Source organism: Nonomuraea turkmeniaca (assembly GCF_005889735.1).
Lineage (GTDB): Bacteria > Actinomycetota > Actinomycetes > Streptosporangiales > Streptosporangiaceae > Nonomuraea > Nonomuraea turkmeniaca.
Map to the genome: position 1 here is coordinate 1 of NZ_VCKY01000057.1, position 15,450 is coordinate 15,450.

The window sequence follows — 15,450 nt, forward strand, 5'->3', positions numbered from 1 at the left end:
CCCCCTCACACACCACCGCCACCGCACCCGGAGCCACCGCCACCCGCTCCTCAAACAACCCCACAACCGTCCCATCCACCCCACCCAAAAACGGCTCATTCCACCCACGAACCACCAACTCGCGCTCCTGCGGCTCCAGCACATCCACCGCATGCAAAGCGACATCCGGATCCCCGGTCACGCCTTCCAGCACCCGCTCGAACCGCCGGGCCATCACTTCGATTGACGAGACGTCGAACAGGTCCAGCGACATGTTCATCGACCCGTGCATCCCGACCGGGCGCCCCTGCTCGTCGAACGTCTCCCGCAGGTGCACTTCGAGGTCGAACCGCACCACGTCCGCGACGCCGTCCAGCGGCTCCGTGTGCACGCCGGGAAGCTCCAGGACGCCGTGCTCGGTGTTCTGCACGTTCAGTGACACCTGGAACAACGGGTGCCGAGCCATCGACCGCTCCGGCGCCAACTCCTCCACCAGCCGCTCGAACGGCACGTCCTGGTTGGCCAGCGCCCCCAGGCTCGCTTCGCGGACCCGGGCGAGCACCTGCCGGAAGCCAGGATCCCCGGACAGGTCAGTACGGATCACCAGGCTGTTGACGAAGAACCCGACCAGATCATTCAGCGCCTCATCGGTACGCCCCGCGACCACCGCACCGATAGGAACGTCGGTCCCGGCCCCCAGCCGCGACAGAGTCACGGCGAGCGCAGCCTGAAGCACCATGAACGGCGTCGCACCCTCCACGCGAGCCAGCTCCGCCAGCCGCTCGTGCACCTCGCCCGGCACCCGCAACGGCACCCGATGCCCACGATGACTGGCCACCGCCGGCCGCGGCCGATCCATCGGCAGCGCCAACTCCTCCGGCGCACCAGCCAACGCCTGCCGCCAGTACTCCACCTGCGCCGACAGCAGACTCCCCGAATCGGACTCCTCCCCCAGCAACTCCCGCTGCCACAACGCGTAATCGGCGTACTGCACCCCCAACGGCTCCCACACCGGAGCCGCACCCCGCACACGAGCCGCATACGCCGCCGACACATCCCGGCCAAACGGAGCATGAGACCAGCCATCGGTGGCAATGTGATGAATCACCACCACCAACACACGCTCATCCGAACCCACCGACTCAAACAGCCACGCCCGAACCGGCACCTCCACCGAAAGGTCGAACGCATACCGCGAGGCCTCCTTGACCGCCTCGGCCAGCTCATCTGCCCGGACCTGACACACCTGCAGCTGCCAGTCCAACTCCCGCGGGCCGAGGATCCGCTGGTACGGCTCACCCTCCACCGCCGGAAAGACCGTCCGCAGCGACTCATGACGACCAATCACATCCCGCAACGCCTCACCCAAGACCGCAACATCCAACTCACCCGTCAACCGCACCGCCAACGGAATGTTGTACGTAGGACTCGGCCCCTCCAACTGGCCCAAGAACCACAACCGGCGCTGCGCGAACGACAACGGCACCCGCTCCGGCCGCCCAACCGCCCGCAACGCCAAGCGGACCTGCTCCTGTTCCGGACCGGCCAGGCGTGCCGCCAACCCCGCCACCGTCGGCGACTCGAACAACATCCGGATCTTCACCTCCGCACCCAGCCGGGCACGGATACGCGACAACAACCGGATCGCCAGCAGCGAATGCCCACCCAGATCGAAGAAGCTGTCCTCCACCCCCACCGAGTCCAGGCCGAGCACCTGCGCGAACACCTCACACAAGACCGTCTCGGTCTCGCTGGCCGGCCCACGGCTCACGCCCGCACCCTGCTCCGGCGCCGGCAACGCCTTACGATCGAGTTTGCCGTTGGCCGTCAGCGGTAATTCGGGCAGCGTCACGACGGCTGAGGGCACCATGTAGTCCGGCACCTGCCCAGCCAGGTAGTCGCGGATCGCGCCGGAGTCGATGCCACCGTTGGCCGACACCACATAGCCGACCAGACGCTTGTCCCCCGGAACATCCTCACGCGCGACGACCACCGCCTGGGCGACCTCGGGATGGGCCAGCAGCGCGGCCTCGACCTCACCCGGCTCGACCCGGAACCCACGGATCTTCACCTGCTCATCCGCACGACCGGCGAACACCACCTGCCCATCGGCGGTCCACTTCGCCAGGTCCCCGGTCCGATACATGCGCTCACCCGAACCCCCGAACGGACACGCCACGAACCGCTCACCCGTCAGACCGGGACGACCCACATACCCCCGGGCCAGCGACGCCCCGGCGGCATACAGCTCGCCCACCACCCCGGCCGGAACCGGATTCAACGCCTCATCCAGCACATACAAGCGGGTGTTAGCGATCGGCGTGCCCACCGGCACCACACCACCGGCCAGCGTGTCGGCCGACAGTTCGGTGGTGGCAATACCGATAGTCGCCTCGGTCGGCCCGTAATGGTTGAACACCCGCCGATCCCCAGCCGCCACCACCAGATCAGCCACCCACGCCGCCGGCGCGGCCTCGCCACCCAGCACCAACGACCGGACGGGCAGGATCCGCTCCACCCCGGCCGCGGCGGTGAGGGCGGCCAGGTGCGAGGGGACCGCCTTGACATGATCGATGCGATGCTCGGCCAGATAGCCGGCCACCGCCTCCGGATCGGTCACCGCTTCCGGATCCAGCACATGCAGCACACCACCGGTGGCCAGGCTGATGAACACCACCGTGTTGCCCAGGTCGGTCACCTGCGGCTGCAGAAGCCCATACCGCGTCCCAGCCCCAGACCAGCCCAACCGACCCGACACCGAACCGACGTAGTTGGCCAGCGACCCGTGCGTGACCGCCACGCCCTTCGGCGTCCCGGTCGACCCGGACGTGTAAATCACATACGCCACCCCAGCCGGATCCACCACCGCATCCAGCGAGGTGCCGGGATAGTCCGCCGCCAGCTGCTCATCCAGCACCACCACCCGCACCCCGACCGACGACCCCGCCAGCACGCCACCCGCGTCGCCTGCGAACAGACCGGCCATGTCCCGGTCGGCCAGCACCAGCAGCGCCCCACTATCGGCCAACATGAACGCGATCCGCTCACCCGGCAACCGCCCATCAATCGGCAGATAAGCAGCCCCCGCCTTCCACACACCCAAAATCGCCGTGATCATCTGCACCCCGGACGGCAGACACAACCCAACTACCGACTCCGCCCCCACCCCAGCACCACGCAGATAACCCGCCAACCGATTAGCAGCAGCATCCAACTCCGCATAAGAGACCTCGACACCACCAGCCACCACCGCAACCGCATCCGGCGTCACGACCACCTGACGCTCGAACGACTCCACCACCCCAGCACCGACCACCGCCGCCGTGTCATTCCACCGACTGACCACCAGCTCACGCTCATGAGCGTCAACCACCTCCACCGCATGCAACCGAACATCCGCAGCAGCCGTCACCTGCTCCAACACCCGCACCCACCGCTCGGCCATCGCCTCGACCGACCCGGCGTCGAACAGGTCCACCGCCCCGCTCATCCACCCGTGCAATCCCGCCGGACGACCCTGATCGTCGAACGCCTCTCCAATCGTCAGATGCAGGTCGTAACGCGCCACCGACGCGCCCGACACGTCGGTCGACGTCGTGTCGACCTCGACCTGCACGCCCGGGAGCTCCAGCGTTGTCTGCTCGATGTTCTGCACGGTGAGCATCACCTGGAACAGCGGGTGACGGGCCATCGATCGTTCCGGGGCGAGCTCCTCCACCAGCCGCTCGAACGGCACGTCCTGCCGTGACAGGGCCTCCAGGCTTGTCTGGCGGACCCGGGCCAGCACCTGCCGGAACTCCGGATCCCCCGACAGATCCGTACGGATCACCAACGTATTGACGAAGAACCCGACCAGATCATCCAGCGCCTCATCCGTACGCCCCGCCACCGGCGCACCCATCGGAATGTCAACACCAGCCCCCAACCGCGACAACAACACCGCCAACGCAGCCTGCAGGACCATGAACGGAGTCACACCCTCCGCCCGAGCCAACCCCACCAACCGCTCATGCACCTCAGCCGGCACCCGCACCGGCACCCGATGCCCGCGACGGCTCGCCTCCACCGGACGCGACCGATCCACCGGCAACGCCAATTCTTCCGGAATTCCCGCGAGCTTTTGCCGCCAGTAATCCACCTGCACGGACAGGAGACTCTCCGGGTCGGACTCTTCCCCCAGCAATTCCCGCTGCCACAAGGCATAGTCGGCATATTGCACCGGCAGCGGCTCCCACACCGGAGCGGCCCCGCGGGTCCGCGCCGCATAAGCCATTGACAAATCCCGCCCAAGGGGTCTATGGGACCACGCGTCGCTGGCAATGTGGTGCAGGACGAGTATCAATACGTGCTCGTCCGCCGCGATCTGGAACAGCCACGCGCGGATCGGCACGTCCGTGGAAAGGTCGAACGCGTGCTGCCGGGCCTGCATTACCGCATCGGCGACTTCCTCGGGCCCGGCCTGGCGCACTGCCAACTCCCAGTCGAGCTCCTCAGGATCGAGGATCTGCTGGTAGGGCTCGCCGTTGACGGCCGGGAAAACGGTGCGCAGCGCTTCGTGCCGCGTCAGGACATCCCGAAATGCCGCTTCCAATGCCGCCACGTCCAAAGGACCGCGGAGCTTCAGGGCGATGACACCGCTGTAGGTGAGGCTCGATTCCTCCAGCTGAGCCATGAACCACAACCGGCGCTGTGCGAACGACAACGGGATCATCAATGTGCTCCTTTGGCATCGAACGCCACGCAGAAGAGTCGCCGGACGCGCTTGTTTAATGCGCCCACGCTTCGGCCCGATCGACCACGTCATTCCAACGCATCTCCGGCCACGGAACAAGGTCGGCGGTGGTATCGGGTGAGCGGTTGCTGTTCAACCGCGAAATAGCCGCAGTTGAATACAATCCGCGGCCGCATGCCTGTTCACATACGGCCGCGCAGTGATATATCGGCGAGTCTTACTCGCTGCGGAGCACGCCGGCGGTGTGGGTGGCGGCGGCCCAGCCGGCGGGCAGCCAGGCGCCGAGGACGGCGATCAACAATCCGGCGCCCGCCGGCACCGCCAGCAGCGGCCAACTGTAGACGTAGATCCAGGCTGCGGGCGTCCCGCTGCCGAGCAACTCGCCGGCGAGCACCGCGACGCCGTGATGGGTCAGCACCCCGAGCGGCACCCCGATCACGGCGCCGAGGACGCCGAGAGCGGCCATCGACGTCACCATCATGAGGATGACCTGCCGTGGGCTCATGCCGATGGCTTTGAGCACGCCGAGGTCCCGGCTGCGCTCCCGGGCGCTGAGCACCACGCTGTTCAGCACCCCGAACGCCGCCGTCGTCGTTATGATCAGCAAGAACAACAGGAACATGCTCATCTCGTCCGCGACGTGTCCGGTCTCCGGCACGGTGACCCCGGCGACGACGCCATCCGAGGCGGCCGCGGCGTTGAGGCGATCCGCGTACTCCGCCGGGTCGGTCCCCGGTGTCACGATCACCGAGATGGGCCTCCGCTCGATAGGGCGGGGAGGGCCGCTCACGCTCGCGGCATCGAGCATGAGTCTGCCGGGGTCTTGATGCGCGAACGAGCCCACGATCCGTACCGTGGTCTGGTCGCCGTTCAGCTGCAGGGAGACGGTGTCGCCGACGTCCAGGTGATGGAGCCGGAGGAAGGCTTCCGACGGCACCAGCTCGCCGGGGCGGGTGAACCAGCGTCCGCGGACGAGGTTGTCGCCGAGGAACGGGCCGTAATCCCCGGTGAATGTCTCGATCTGGAACCCTGAGGGCAGCCCGGGGATCGTCACGGGCTGGTTGTCGTACGACATCACGTGGGCGGTGCCCGGCTGGGCGCGCAGCAGCGCGAAGACCTGCTGCTCGGACAGGCGCGCCCGCCCGTCGGCGGCCGGGTCGACGCGCACGCTGACGGAGGTGTGTCCCTCGGGGTCCGCGGTGGCGTTCTCCATGACACTCCGGTACAGGCCGAACCCCATGGTCACCGCGGTCACACCCACGCAGAGTCCGGCGAACGTGAGCACCGTCCTGGCGGGCCGGCCGACGGGCAGGCTCAATCCCAGGGCGACCGGAGCGGGCAGCCCGGTGCGGGCCAGCCACCTCTGCACCCGCCGGCCGCGGCCCCGGCCGGACACGGTCCCGGCGCTGATCGCCCGTGCCGCCGGTAACCGGCCGGCCCGCAGGGCGGGCACCAAGGCGGCCAGCACCACCAGGGCGATGACACCTCCGCCCCCCACCGCGTCCAGCAGGAGACTGGGTCCCCCGACTGACGGCAGTTCGAAGCCGGCGGCCATGCTCTCGGCGACGCCGGTGGCGAGCAGGTGGCCGGCGGCCAGGCCCGCCGCGCACCCGAGCAGCGCTGGAACGACGCTCATCACGATGTACACGGCTGACACTTGTGCCGGTGTGAAGCCGAGCGCCTTCATGACGCCGATGTGCCGGAATCCCGCGATCACCGCACCGCTGACCACGTTGCCGATGATGAACACCGACAAGGCCATCGCGAACACCCCGAAGACGGTGATGAACGGGATCAGCTCGTTGAACTCCCGCTCGAACTCCTGCTCGGCGGTCAGGTAGGAGTCATAGGACAGCACCGGCAACCCGGCGGTCGCCGCCGACAGGCTCTGCCGAACCTGGGGCGAGTCGGCGGCGCGGGCGAACCTGTACAGCATCTGCAGCCCCGTCGGCCGGAGGGCGCCGATCTGGCCGGGCGTCACCCAGCCGTTCGCCCCGTCCGTGATCGAGGTGGCGAAGCCCACGATGGTGAGCGGCGGGTGCCCCGGCGAGGTCAAGGTGGCGCCCAGTCTCACCGGGCCGAAGGCACTGCCCCGGAGCACGATCTCACCGGGTGCGCGGACCCACCGCCCCGAGGTGACGGTCAGCCGGTCCATCGGGCCGCCGGAGCCGGCCCGACCGGCCACCACGAGGTCACCGCCTCTGATCGGCATCTCGCCGGACACGAGCGCCTCCGTGAGCGCCGCCGTCTGGAACGGCCCCGCGGCGGCGGTGACGCCGGCCGCCTGCGCGGTCGCCGCGACCTCGCCGGTGGTCGTCTTGGTGGAGTCGAAGAAGACCGTCGCGTGCGCTCCGCGGGCCTCTTCGAAGGCGTCGTCGAACATGGAGTTCGAGGCGGCGAGCAGGCCGAGCCCGAACACGAGTGTGGCCGTGGACAGCGCGACCACGACGGCGATGCCGACCGTCTGCAACTTCCGCCGCCGCACGCCGCCCTGCGCGGCCGCCCAGACCGCGCTCAGCGGGCGATCCACGGCTCGTGCCTTTCCAGTGCGGCCTCCCGTACGACCCGGCCGTCCATGAAGTCGACCAACCGGGTGGCGCACCGGGTGGCCAGATGCTGGTCGTGGGTGACCAGCAACAGCGTCTGTCCCATCCGGTTAAGGTCGAGCAGCAGGTCGATGACCTGCTCGCCGGTCCTGCTGTCCAAGGCGCCGGTCGGCTCGTCGGCCAGGAGCAGCGCCGGCCGGTTCATCAAGGCCCTGGCCACGCCCACCCGCTGCCGTTCGCCGCCGCTCAGCACCGCCGGGTACGCGTCACGCCGGTCGGCCAGGCCGAGCTCATCCAGCAGCTCCGTGGCCCGGGCCCGCGCCTTGCGCGCCGGGACGCCGACCAGCCGGCCGGCCAGCGCCACGTTCTCCAGCGCCGGCAGATCGTCGAGCAGGTTGAAGAACTGAAAGACCATCCCGATGTGGTGGCGGCGGAACCGGGCCAGCGCCGCCTCGCCCATCCTGGTGATGTTCTCGCCGTTCACCACCACCGAGCCGGAGGACGGCCGGTCCAGGCCCGCGATCATGTTGAGCAGCGTCGACTTCCCGCTGCCCGAGGGGCCCATCACCGCGACGGCCTCACCGGGCCGAATCTCCAGGCTCACCCCGTCCAGCGCGGTGATGCCGCCGAATTCCTTGCGTACCGAATCGAGCTGTACGACCGCTGCCTCAGGTGTCTTCACACTCTCATGGTGGCCGCCGGAAGGTTCCGCCGGGGTGAGCGCCATCGTTAACCGTTCTCCTACATGGCGCCGGGGTGGCCCGAACCCGCGCCCGCGTTCAGGGCCACCCCGGACGTCTACTCGATGATCGTCTGATCAGACGGTGGCGAGGGCTTCGGTGGGGGTGAGCCGAGCGGCGCGGCGGGCGGGGTAGAGGCCCGCGATGACGCCGATCGCCACGGTCGCCAGCACACCGCCGCTGATGGCCTGTACGGGCAGTGCGAGCGGCCATCCCCGGTAGGTGGCGAAGCCGAAGCAGACGACCAGCCCGATGAGCACGCCGGCGGCTCCGCCGAGCACTGACAGGACGACCGACTCGGTGAGGAACTGCAGCCGGATCTGCCCGCGCGTGGCGCCGAGGGCGCGTCGCAGCCCGATCTCCTGGCGGCGTTCCAGCACTGAGATCACCATGATGTTGGCGATCCCGACGCCGCCGGCCAGCAGCGCGACCGCCCCCAGCCCGAAGAACAGCGCGTTGAACGCGGTGTTGGCCGCGGCCTCCGCGGTGAGCGCGTCTGATGGCCGGCTGACCTGCACCTCCTCGGGATGTTCCGGATTGACGGTTCCACTCAGCACGGCGCGCACCGAAAGCACGGTCTCGTTGGTGGATCGCTCGTACAGCGTGGTGGCGTACCCGTCGAAACCGAGCTGGGCGGCGTACGACCAGCCGATCAGGGCGGAGCGATCGATCTCGGGGGCGAGCGGCAGCCTGTTGAGAACGCCGATGACCTGGAACCACCGGCCGGCGATGTAGACGTGCCCGCCGGCGCGGTCGATGCCCAGCCGGGTGGCGGTGATGGAGCCGAGCACCACGACCGGGTAACGGCTGGTGGCGGCGTTGAGGAACGTGCCGGAGCGTACGGTGCCGCTCAACGCGCCCAGCAGGTTGGTCCGGGCGGCCTGCACCGAGATGCCGTTGGTCGTGGCCGCCGGCACCTTGTCGGTGCGACGGACGGAGGCGTTCGGCACCGAGCCGACCGCCGACACCCCCGTCACCCCGGGGATCCGGGCGACCATGCCTTCCGCCGTGCTGGGCAGGCGCGAGTCCTTGCCGAGCAGCGTCGTCCCGGGCGCGACGGTGAGCAGGTTGGTGCCCAGTTTCTGGATCTCCGCCAGCAGTCCCGCCTGGCTGATGGTGCTGATGCCGACCAGCCCGACCATCGCGGCGACGCCGATGGCGATGCCCAGCGCGGACAGTACCGCCCGCAGCGGCCGGCCGCGCAGCCCGTCCACGCCGACCACTGCCAGATCACCGGAGCGAAGCCGGGCCGGTTCCGGAAGAGGGATCATGCCAGCTGTCCTTTTCCTCTGCGGGGACACGATTGATGTGGCCGAGGAGTCCGGGAGCATGGACTCATTTCGCCGCCAGGGCTCCGGAGTCGGCGTGGATCCGGCCGTCCCGGATCTCCATCCGCCGCGGCAGTGCCGCGGCCACCTCCATGTCGTGGGTGATGACCACGACCGCGGTGCCGTCCCGGTTCAGCTCGTGGAGCAGTTCGAGCACGCCGGCGCCGGCGACCGAGTCCAGGTTGCCGGTCGGCTCGTCGGCCAGCAGCAGCGGCTGGTTGCCCACCACCGCGCGGGCGATCGCCACCCGCTGCTTCTCGCCCCCCGACATCTCGTGCGGCCGGTGATGCAGGCGGTGCCCGAGGCCCACCCGCTCCAGCGCGGCCCGGGCGTGCCTGCGGCGCTGCCGCGGCGAGACCCCGTGATACAGCAGCCCTGTCGCGACATTGTCCAGGGCCGTCAGGTGAGGGGTGAGGAAGAACTGCTGGAAGACGAAACCGATCCAGCTGGCCCGCACCGCGGCCAGCCGCCGGTCCGGCAGCTTGGCCGCATCGTGGCCCCGGATGAGTACGCGGCCCGTGGTGGGCTTGTCCAGCGTCCCCATCAGATGCAGCAGGGTGGATTTGCCCGACCCGGATGGTCCTACGATCGCCACCAGCTCGCCGGGCTCGATGGCCAGCGACACCTGGCGCAACGCGGGGACCGCGCCGGCGTAGACCTTGGTGGCGTTCTCCACCGCGACGACCGGGGGCTCGGCCGGGGCGTTGACACTCCTGAGGGTCATGATCGGGGCACCTGGACCTTCATGCCCTCGGTCAGGTCGCCGGTCACCTCGACGTTGTCGCCGTCGAAGATGCCCAGCTTGACCGGCACCGAACTGACCGCCCCCGCCGCGTTCACCACGTTCACCGAATAGCTTCCGTCGGCGGCGGCCAGCAGCGCGTTGACCGGCACGGCCAGCACGTCCTTGTGCGCGGTGCCGGCGAACCCGACGGTGACCGGGGCGGTGTCCAGGCCGCCCGCGCTGCGCTTCTTGTCGAGAGAGATGTAGACCGGGATGGTCGCGGTCTCGGTGCCCTGTCCGGTCTGCGACTGAGCGGTGGTGGTGCCGGCGGTCGCCACCTTGCCGACCGAGGAGACGCGACCGGTCGCGGTCTTGCCCCCGGGCAGCACGATCCGCACCTTGCCGCCCTTCCTGGCGATGGTCTGCTCGCTGACCGGCAGGGCCACCGTGACAATGCGCTCGGTCCCGCTGGCGGTCAGGACGGTGCCGCCGGCGTTCGCGCCGGGTACGGCCTTGACGTCGGTCACCCGGATCGCGCCCGACTGCATCACCACGTCGTCCATCTTCATGACGCCGGTCCTGGTGACGTTCATGTCGGCCTGCCACTTCCTGATGGCCCGCGCGGTCGTCCAGGTGAACGTGCGGTCCACGGTCATGTCGAGGCCCTTGGCGTAGCCGAGCGCTTTCAGGTTCCGCTCCAGTTCCAGGACGTCGCGGCCCTTGGTGACGCCCTGGCGCAGGTCCCGCCAGAGCGGCGCCGACCCGTAGAACAGCGGGACACGGTGGCCGTTCACCTCGTACACCCGCTCGCCCCGCGTGATCACATCGCCGGCGTCCGGCACCCAGGTGATCCGCCCGGAGCCCCCGGCCAGCACTGTGTAGCTGCCGTCATAGCCCAGGGTGCCGTCCATGTTCCGGACGTTGACCATGTCGGTGCGGATCACCGGGGCGGTCGGCAACGCCGGGGGGGCCGGTGGCGGCTTGCTCTGACCGTTCTGCAGGACGTACACCCCGCCGGCCACGGCGACCGCCAGGACAGCAGTCGCGCCGAGCAGCACCCGGCCCCGGCGGCGACGCCTCCGGGGAGTGCCGGCGGGAGTATCTGACGACTCCCGCCCCACGGGTGCCTCAATCTCGGAATCCAGCATCATCGGCCTCCCGCCGAACGATTGCGAAACGACTTCATGGTGATCAGCTTGGCTGGCGACCGGTTTCCCCACGGTGACCACAACTCTTAACCCCCGCCTTATCACCCGATTTATGGCGGCATTCGTGGCGATAAGGGCATGTGTGCGCCAGTGGCCAGAGACGCGTAATCCCCCGCCGACCTGGGTCGGCGAGGGATTAACGAACGCGACTGGATGCGCAGCCACGTCATACCTTGTCGAAGAACTCCACGATCGCCTGATTGACCGTGTCGGGGCGCTCCAGATGTCCGAGGTGCCCGCAGCCGGGGATCTCCACGAGATCGCAGTCCGGAATGACGTCCGCGACTTCCGCGCCCAGGTGCGGCGGGGTGACCACATCGTCCTGGAAGGCGATGACCCGGCAAGGGACGGCGATCTTGGCCAGCTCCGCTCGGCGATCCTGGTCCGTGTCGATCCATTCCTGCCCGGCGCCGATGGGAGCGCCGCTGCCGCTCAGCTCGAAGATCTCCAGCCAGGAGGCCACCGCGTCGTCGTCGTTGAGCGTCCGGGGGGAGAGCATGCGCAGGACCGAATCGACAGCCCGGAACTTCGGCGGCAGCCGGAGGCCGCTCTCCCGCAGGACCCGGTCCCGGTCCGACTGGGCCCGGCGGAACGCGTCCGATCGGGCCCTGGTGGCCATGAGCACCGCCGCGTGCACCAGGTGCGGGTCGCTGCTCGCCAGCTCCTGCGCGACCATGGCACCCAGTGAGGTGCCGAGGAGCCGGCACGGCGCCAGGTCCAGGGCCTCGATCAGCCCTTTGGTGTCGGCCACCATGTCCGCCAGCGTGTACTTGCCCGGCGGAGCGTCCGACGGCGGGATGCCGCGGTTGTCGAAGGTCACCGTCTCATAGCCGGCCTCCTTCAGCGCCGGCGTCTGGTACATGTCCCACTGATGGCTGGAGGCTCCGGAGCCCATGATGAGCAGGACGGTCTTCCCCCGACCCGACCGCTGATAAGCCAGCCGGATCCCGTTCGTCTGCAGGTACGGCATCCCTCGCGCCTACCAGCGCCACTCGCGCTTGTTGAACAGGTGCTCGGCCGCGATGTCGTGCTCCTTGCACCACGTGAGGAACTCTTCGATCTGTTTGATCTGGTACGTGTCCGGTGTGTACGTGGTCGCCATGACGTGCCCCTGCCAGCTCTCCTCGCCCATGGCGTACACGTAGGCCTCGCCGGAGCCGAGCTCGGTCATGATCGCCGCGGCCTGCTCGGCGTTCGACCCGGAGAGCTTGCGCGAATCGCTCATCTTCTTGGTCACCGGCCGGGTCAGCAGACCCTGGTAGAGCCACGTGAGCGGGGCGCCGTCGCACTCCATGCCCAGGAAGGCGATGTCGACGTCACCCAGGTGTCCGCGGATGTACTTGTACAGCACCGGGTCGATGCCGGAGGAGTCCGCGCCGACGAACACCGACTTGCCGGCCAGCTTCACCACGTACGTCGACTTGGAGCGGATGTCCAAGTCGGAGTGCTCGCCGAGGAACGGAGTCGCGATGACCCGGTTGTCGCCCGGCAGCGGAATCTCGTCGAAGTCGTCCACGTCGATCACGTTGAAGCCCATGGACCTGAGGTAGAGGCCGATCGACGGGTCGCAGATGTTGCCTCGCGAGGAGCGGGGCACGACGACCGCGCCGGTGCGCGCGCGAAGCTGCAGCAGGGTCTCCAGCACGATGTGGTCCTGGTGCCCGTGCGTTATCAGCACCAGGTCGATGTGGTCGGGCAGGTCGTCGAGGGTGTAGCGGTCGCCGTGCCGGTTGTCCGCGCTGATGAACGGATCCACCACGACGGCGGCCTCGGGGGTCTGCAGCACCAGGCACGCGTGCCCGAAGTAGCGGATCCGCCCGCCGCTGTCGATGTGCCGGTCCGGCGAGAGGCTGGGCTCCGGGGCGAGCAGCCGGTCCAGCAGCGCCGCCTGGGCGCCGTCCAGCCCGAGCGCCTCGCGCAGCCGGGCCGCTGTCGTGCCCTTGATCCGCGCCTTGAACAGCTCGTCCAGGCCCGGGTGGTCGAAGGGGATCGGCAGCTCCAGCACGTCGGGCTTCGGCAGCCTCGGGGTGCTGAGGATGAACGGCCGCTCCACGCCGTCCTCCAGTGACAGCTGGACCGACTGGCGTCCCTTTTCGAACATCGGGCTGTGGTAGAGCAGCGGCTCGATGAAGTGCACCGAGGCCTGGTTGCTGGTGTCGTAGGCCAGCTCCACCAGCCCGTTCAGCGCCGCCGGCAACTTCGGGTACAGCGGCGTCAGGTCGAACCCCGTCGCGTTCTGGCGCAGCAGGTCGTCCGCCTCGGCCACGGCGGTGGCGAAGGCCAGCATGGCCGCGCGGTCGCGCTTGATGCCGTCCAGCAGCTCGCGGATCTCGTCGGCACGGGACTCCTCGACATTGACGAAGTAGCCGCCGCGCAGAGCTGGGTTGTTGCTGGCGTTGACGTGCACCTGCGGGGACTGGAGATACGACTCCAGCAGGGGCACCTGCACGTTCGCCAGGTTCATGGAGGCCTGCGCCGGTGAAACGATGTGCATCCAGGCGTAAAATCTGTCGACCAGCGGTTCGACGATCGCATTAGAGCGGAGAAAAACGCGATCCTGGGTGTCGGGCATCTGATCTCTCCCATTCGGAATTACCCTGCCGCATTACTGCTGTACCGGTCGTTCGAGTTGGTCCGCGGACCGCGCCGGGGCATGCTCGATATGCCCGCCACATGCGTGTTTCACAAAAGCACCACAAAGCGCGGCGGCACGTCAACGCCGACGCGGCGGAGGTGTTCAAGTGGAGCGTTCACACGGTTGAGCCGCGGCCGCGGCCGGCGCGCGCCGGCGGCGGATCGGAAGGCTTGATAGGCCATAGCCGCTGTGCCAAGGTGGATTCGCTCCGATGCTGCGGTGCTATTAGCACCTCGGTTGCCGTCTGTCTATGACATCTCTTTATCGCCGAACAAGTGAGGGCAGTCCGGTGCCAAACCCGTTCGAGGATCCCGACGCAAGCTATCTGGTTCTGGTCAACGATGAAAATCAGCATTCGCTCTGGCCCGTCTTCATCGATGTGCCGGACGGCTGGAAGACCGTATTCGGCGAAGCATCGCGGGACGAGTGCCTCGAATACATCGAGAAGTCATGGACCGACATGCGGCCCAAGAGCCTGATCGAAGCCATGAAAGAAAAGTGACAGCGACTGCACCCGCGACATTCTTCTAGGCCGGCGGCCCCTTCCGGGCCGTCGGCCTAACCAATGGAGGACGCGATGGAAACCGTCGAGGCAGGCCGGGACACCTGGCGGCCCTACGAGATCACCAGTGACACGGCCGGCACGCCAGACCTCGTGGGCTGGCTCGACGAGCTCGGCCCCGACAAGCTGACCGACCTGCTCACCGAACGCATGGCGCTCGTCTTCCGGGACTTCCGCGTCAGTCCCGAGGCCATCGAGCCGGTGCTCGACCGGCTGGTGCCGAGCCGGCTGCCGTACGTGCACGGCAACTCGCCGCGGACCAAGGTGCGCGGCAACCTCTACACGTCGACCGAATACCCGCAGCAGTACACCATCTCCATGCACAACGAGCTCAGCTACGCGCACCGCTGGCCGGCACGGCTCGCCTTCTACTGCGAGAAGGCGGCGGAGCAGGGCGGCGCGACCCCGGTGCTGGACGGTGAGCTGTGGCTCAGCTCGCTCGACGCGGAGGTCCGCGAGGCGTTCTCCGGCGGCATCCGCTACGTGCAGAACCTTCACGACGGCTACGGCTTCGGAAAGAGCTGGCAGGACACCTTCGAGACCGGCGACCGTGCGGCGGTCGAGGAGTTTCTCAAGGATTCGCAGGCCGAGTGGGAGTGGGGTCCGGACGGCCTGCGGGTCATCCAGCTGCGCGCCGCGACCGTCAGGCATCCGGTCACCGGGACCGAGGTCTGGTTCAACCAGGCGGACCAGTGGCATCCGGCCGGGCTCGGCGACCAGACCTCGGCCGACCTGTACGAAATCCTCTCCCCGGAGGAGTTCCCGCAGTACGTGACGTTCGCCGACGGCACCGCGATCCCGGACGCCTACGTCGAGCAGATCCTCAACCGGGGGCTGGAGTGCGCCGTCGACGTCGACTGGCGGACCGGCGACGTGCTGCTCATCGACAACGTGCTGGTCGCACACGGCCGGCGCCCGTTCGAGGGGACCCGCCGGGTCCTGGTGGCGATGTCCCACGGCTGAGGCGCGCCGCTCAGCGGTGTTCGAGTGCGGCGG

General features: G+C 68.6%; 10 protein-coding genes. 2 read left to right on the forward strand and 8 right to left on the reverse strand.

Features of this window, described 5'->3' with window-relative positions; translation table 11 throughout:
* The 8 genes from ETD86_RS18645 to ETD86_RS18680 all read right to left on the reverse strand — a co-directional run.
* Positions 1–4,690: non-ribosomal peptide synthetase (locus ETD86_RS18645; RefSeq protein ID WP_170223144.1), on the reverse strand; the 4,690-nt coding region annotated here is incomplete at its 3' end.
* Positions 4,691–4,928: 238 nt separating this feature from the next.
* Entirely contained in the window at positions 4,929–7,241 is a 2,313-nt protein-coding gene (locus ETD86_RS18650; protein ID WP_138667431.1) for an FtsX-like permease family protein, read from the reverse strand.
* On the reverse strand, positions 7,226–7,939 hold the full coding sequence (locus ETD86_RS18655) for an ABC transporter ATP-binding protein (RefSeq protein ID WP_246147987.1): 714 nt from the start codon (positions 7,937–7,939) through the stop codon (positions 7,226–7,228). The genes ETD86_RS18650 and ETD86_RS18655 overlap by 16 nt, the downstream gene beginning before the upstream one ends.
* Before the next feature lie 135 nt (positions 7,940–8,074).
* Positions 8,075–9,268, reverse strand: coding sequence for an ABC transporter permease (locus ETD86_RS18660; RefSeq protein WP_138667433.1), 1,194 nt, complete (start codon positions 9,266–9,268; stop codon positions 8,075–8,077).
* Positions 9,269–9,332: 64 nt separating this feature from the next.
* Entirely contained in the window at positions 9,333–10,049 is a 717-nt protein-coding gene (locus tag ETD86_RS18665) for an ABC transporter ATP-binding protein (RefSeq protein ID WP_138667434.1), read from the reverse strand.
* The gene (locus ETD86_RS18670; protein ID WP_138667435.1) at positions 10,046–11,200 is read right to left on the reverse strand and encodes a peptidoglycan-binding protein; all 1,155 of its coding nucleotides are present in this window, start codon (positions 11,198–11,200) and stop codon (positions 10,046–10,048) included. The genes ETD86_RS18665 and ETD86_RS18670 overlap by 4 nt, the downstream gene beginning before the upstream one ends.
* Positions 11,201–11,423: 223 nt before the next feature.
* Positions 11,424–12,227 carry an alpha/beta fold hydrolase gene (locus ETD86_RS18675; protein ID WP_138667436.1) on the reverse strand — a complete coding sequence of 268 codons (804 nt, stop codon included), beginning with the start codon at positions 12,225–12,227 and terminating at the stop codon, positions 11,424–11,426.
* Positions 12,228–12,236: 9 nt separating this feature from the next.
* Entirely contained in the window at positions 12,237–13,829 is a 1,593-nt protein-coding gene (locus ETD86_RS18680) for an MBL fold metallo-hydrolase (protein WP_138667437.1), read from the reverse strand.
* A 352-nt stretch (positions 13,830–14,181) separates the two neighbouring features.
* Here ETD86_RS18680 and ETD86_RS18685 point away from each other — a divergent pair, with 352 nt between their 5' ends.
* Together ETD86_RS18685 and ETD86_RS18690 are read left to right on the forward strand one after the other, a co-directional pair.
* Positions 14,182–14,394, forward strand: coding sequence for an MbtH family protein (locus ETD86_RS18685; protein WP_281286930.1), 213 nt, complete (start codon positions 14,182–14,184; stop codon positions 14,392–14,394).
* Between the two features lie 75 nt (positions 14,395–14,469).
* On the forward strand, positions 14,470–15,417 hold the full coding sequence (locus ETD86_RS18690; protein ID WP_138667439.1) for a TauD/TfdA family dioxygenase: 948 nt from the start codon (positions 14,470–14,472) through the stop codon (positions 15,415–15,417).
* Positions 15,418–15,450: the final 33 nt, after the last annotated feature.

Bases quoted from the DNA above. Each gene is read 5' to 3' on its own strand.
- ETD86_RS18660 (WP_138667433.1), bottom strand. From the start codon at position 9,268: ATGATCCCTCTTCCGGAACCGGCCCGGCTTCGCTCCGGTGATCTGGCA.
- ETD86_RS18665 (WP_138667434.1), bottom strand. From the start codon at position 10,049: ATGACCCTCAGGAGTGTCAACGCCCCGGCCGAGCCCCCGGTCGTCGCG.
- ETD86_RS18670 (WP_138667435.1), bottom strand. From the start codon at position 11,200: ATGATGCTGGATTCCGAGATTGAGGCACCCGTGGGGCGGGAGTCGTCA.
- ETD86_RS18675 (WP_138667436.1), bottom strand. From the start codon at position 12,227: ATGCCGTACCTGCAGACGAACGGGATCCGGCTGGCTTATCAGCGGTCG.
- ETD86_RS18680 (WP_138667437.1), bottom strand. From the start codon at position 13,829: ATGCCCGACACCCAGGATCGCGTTTTTCTCCGCTCTAATGCGATCGTC.
- ETD86_RS18690 (WP_138667439.1), top strand. From the start codon at position 14,470: ATGGAAACCGTCGAGGCAGGCCGGGACACCTGGCGGCCCTACGAGATC.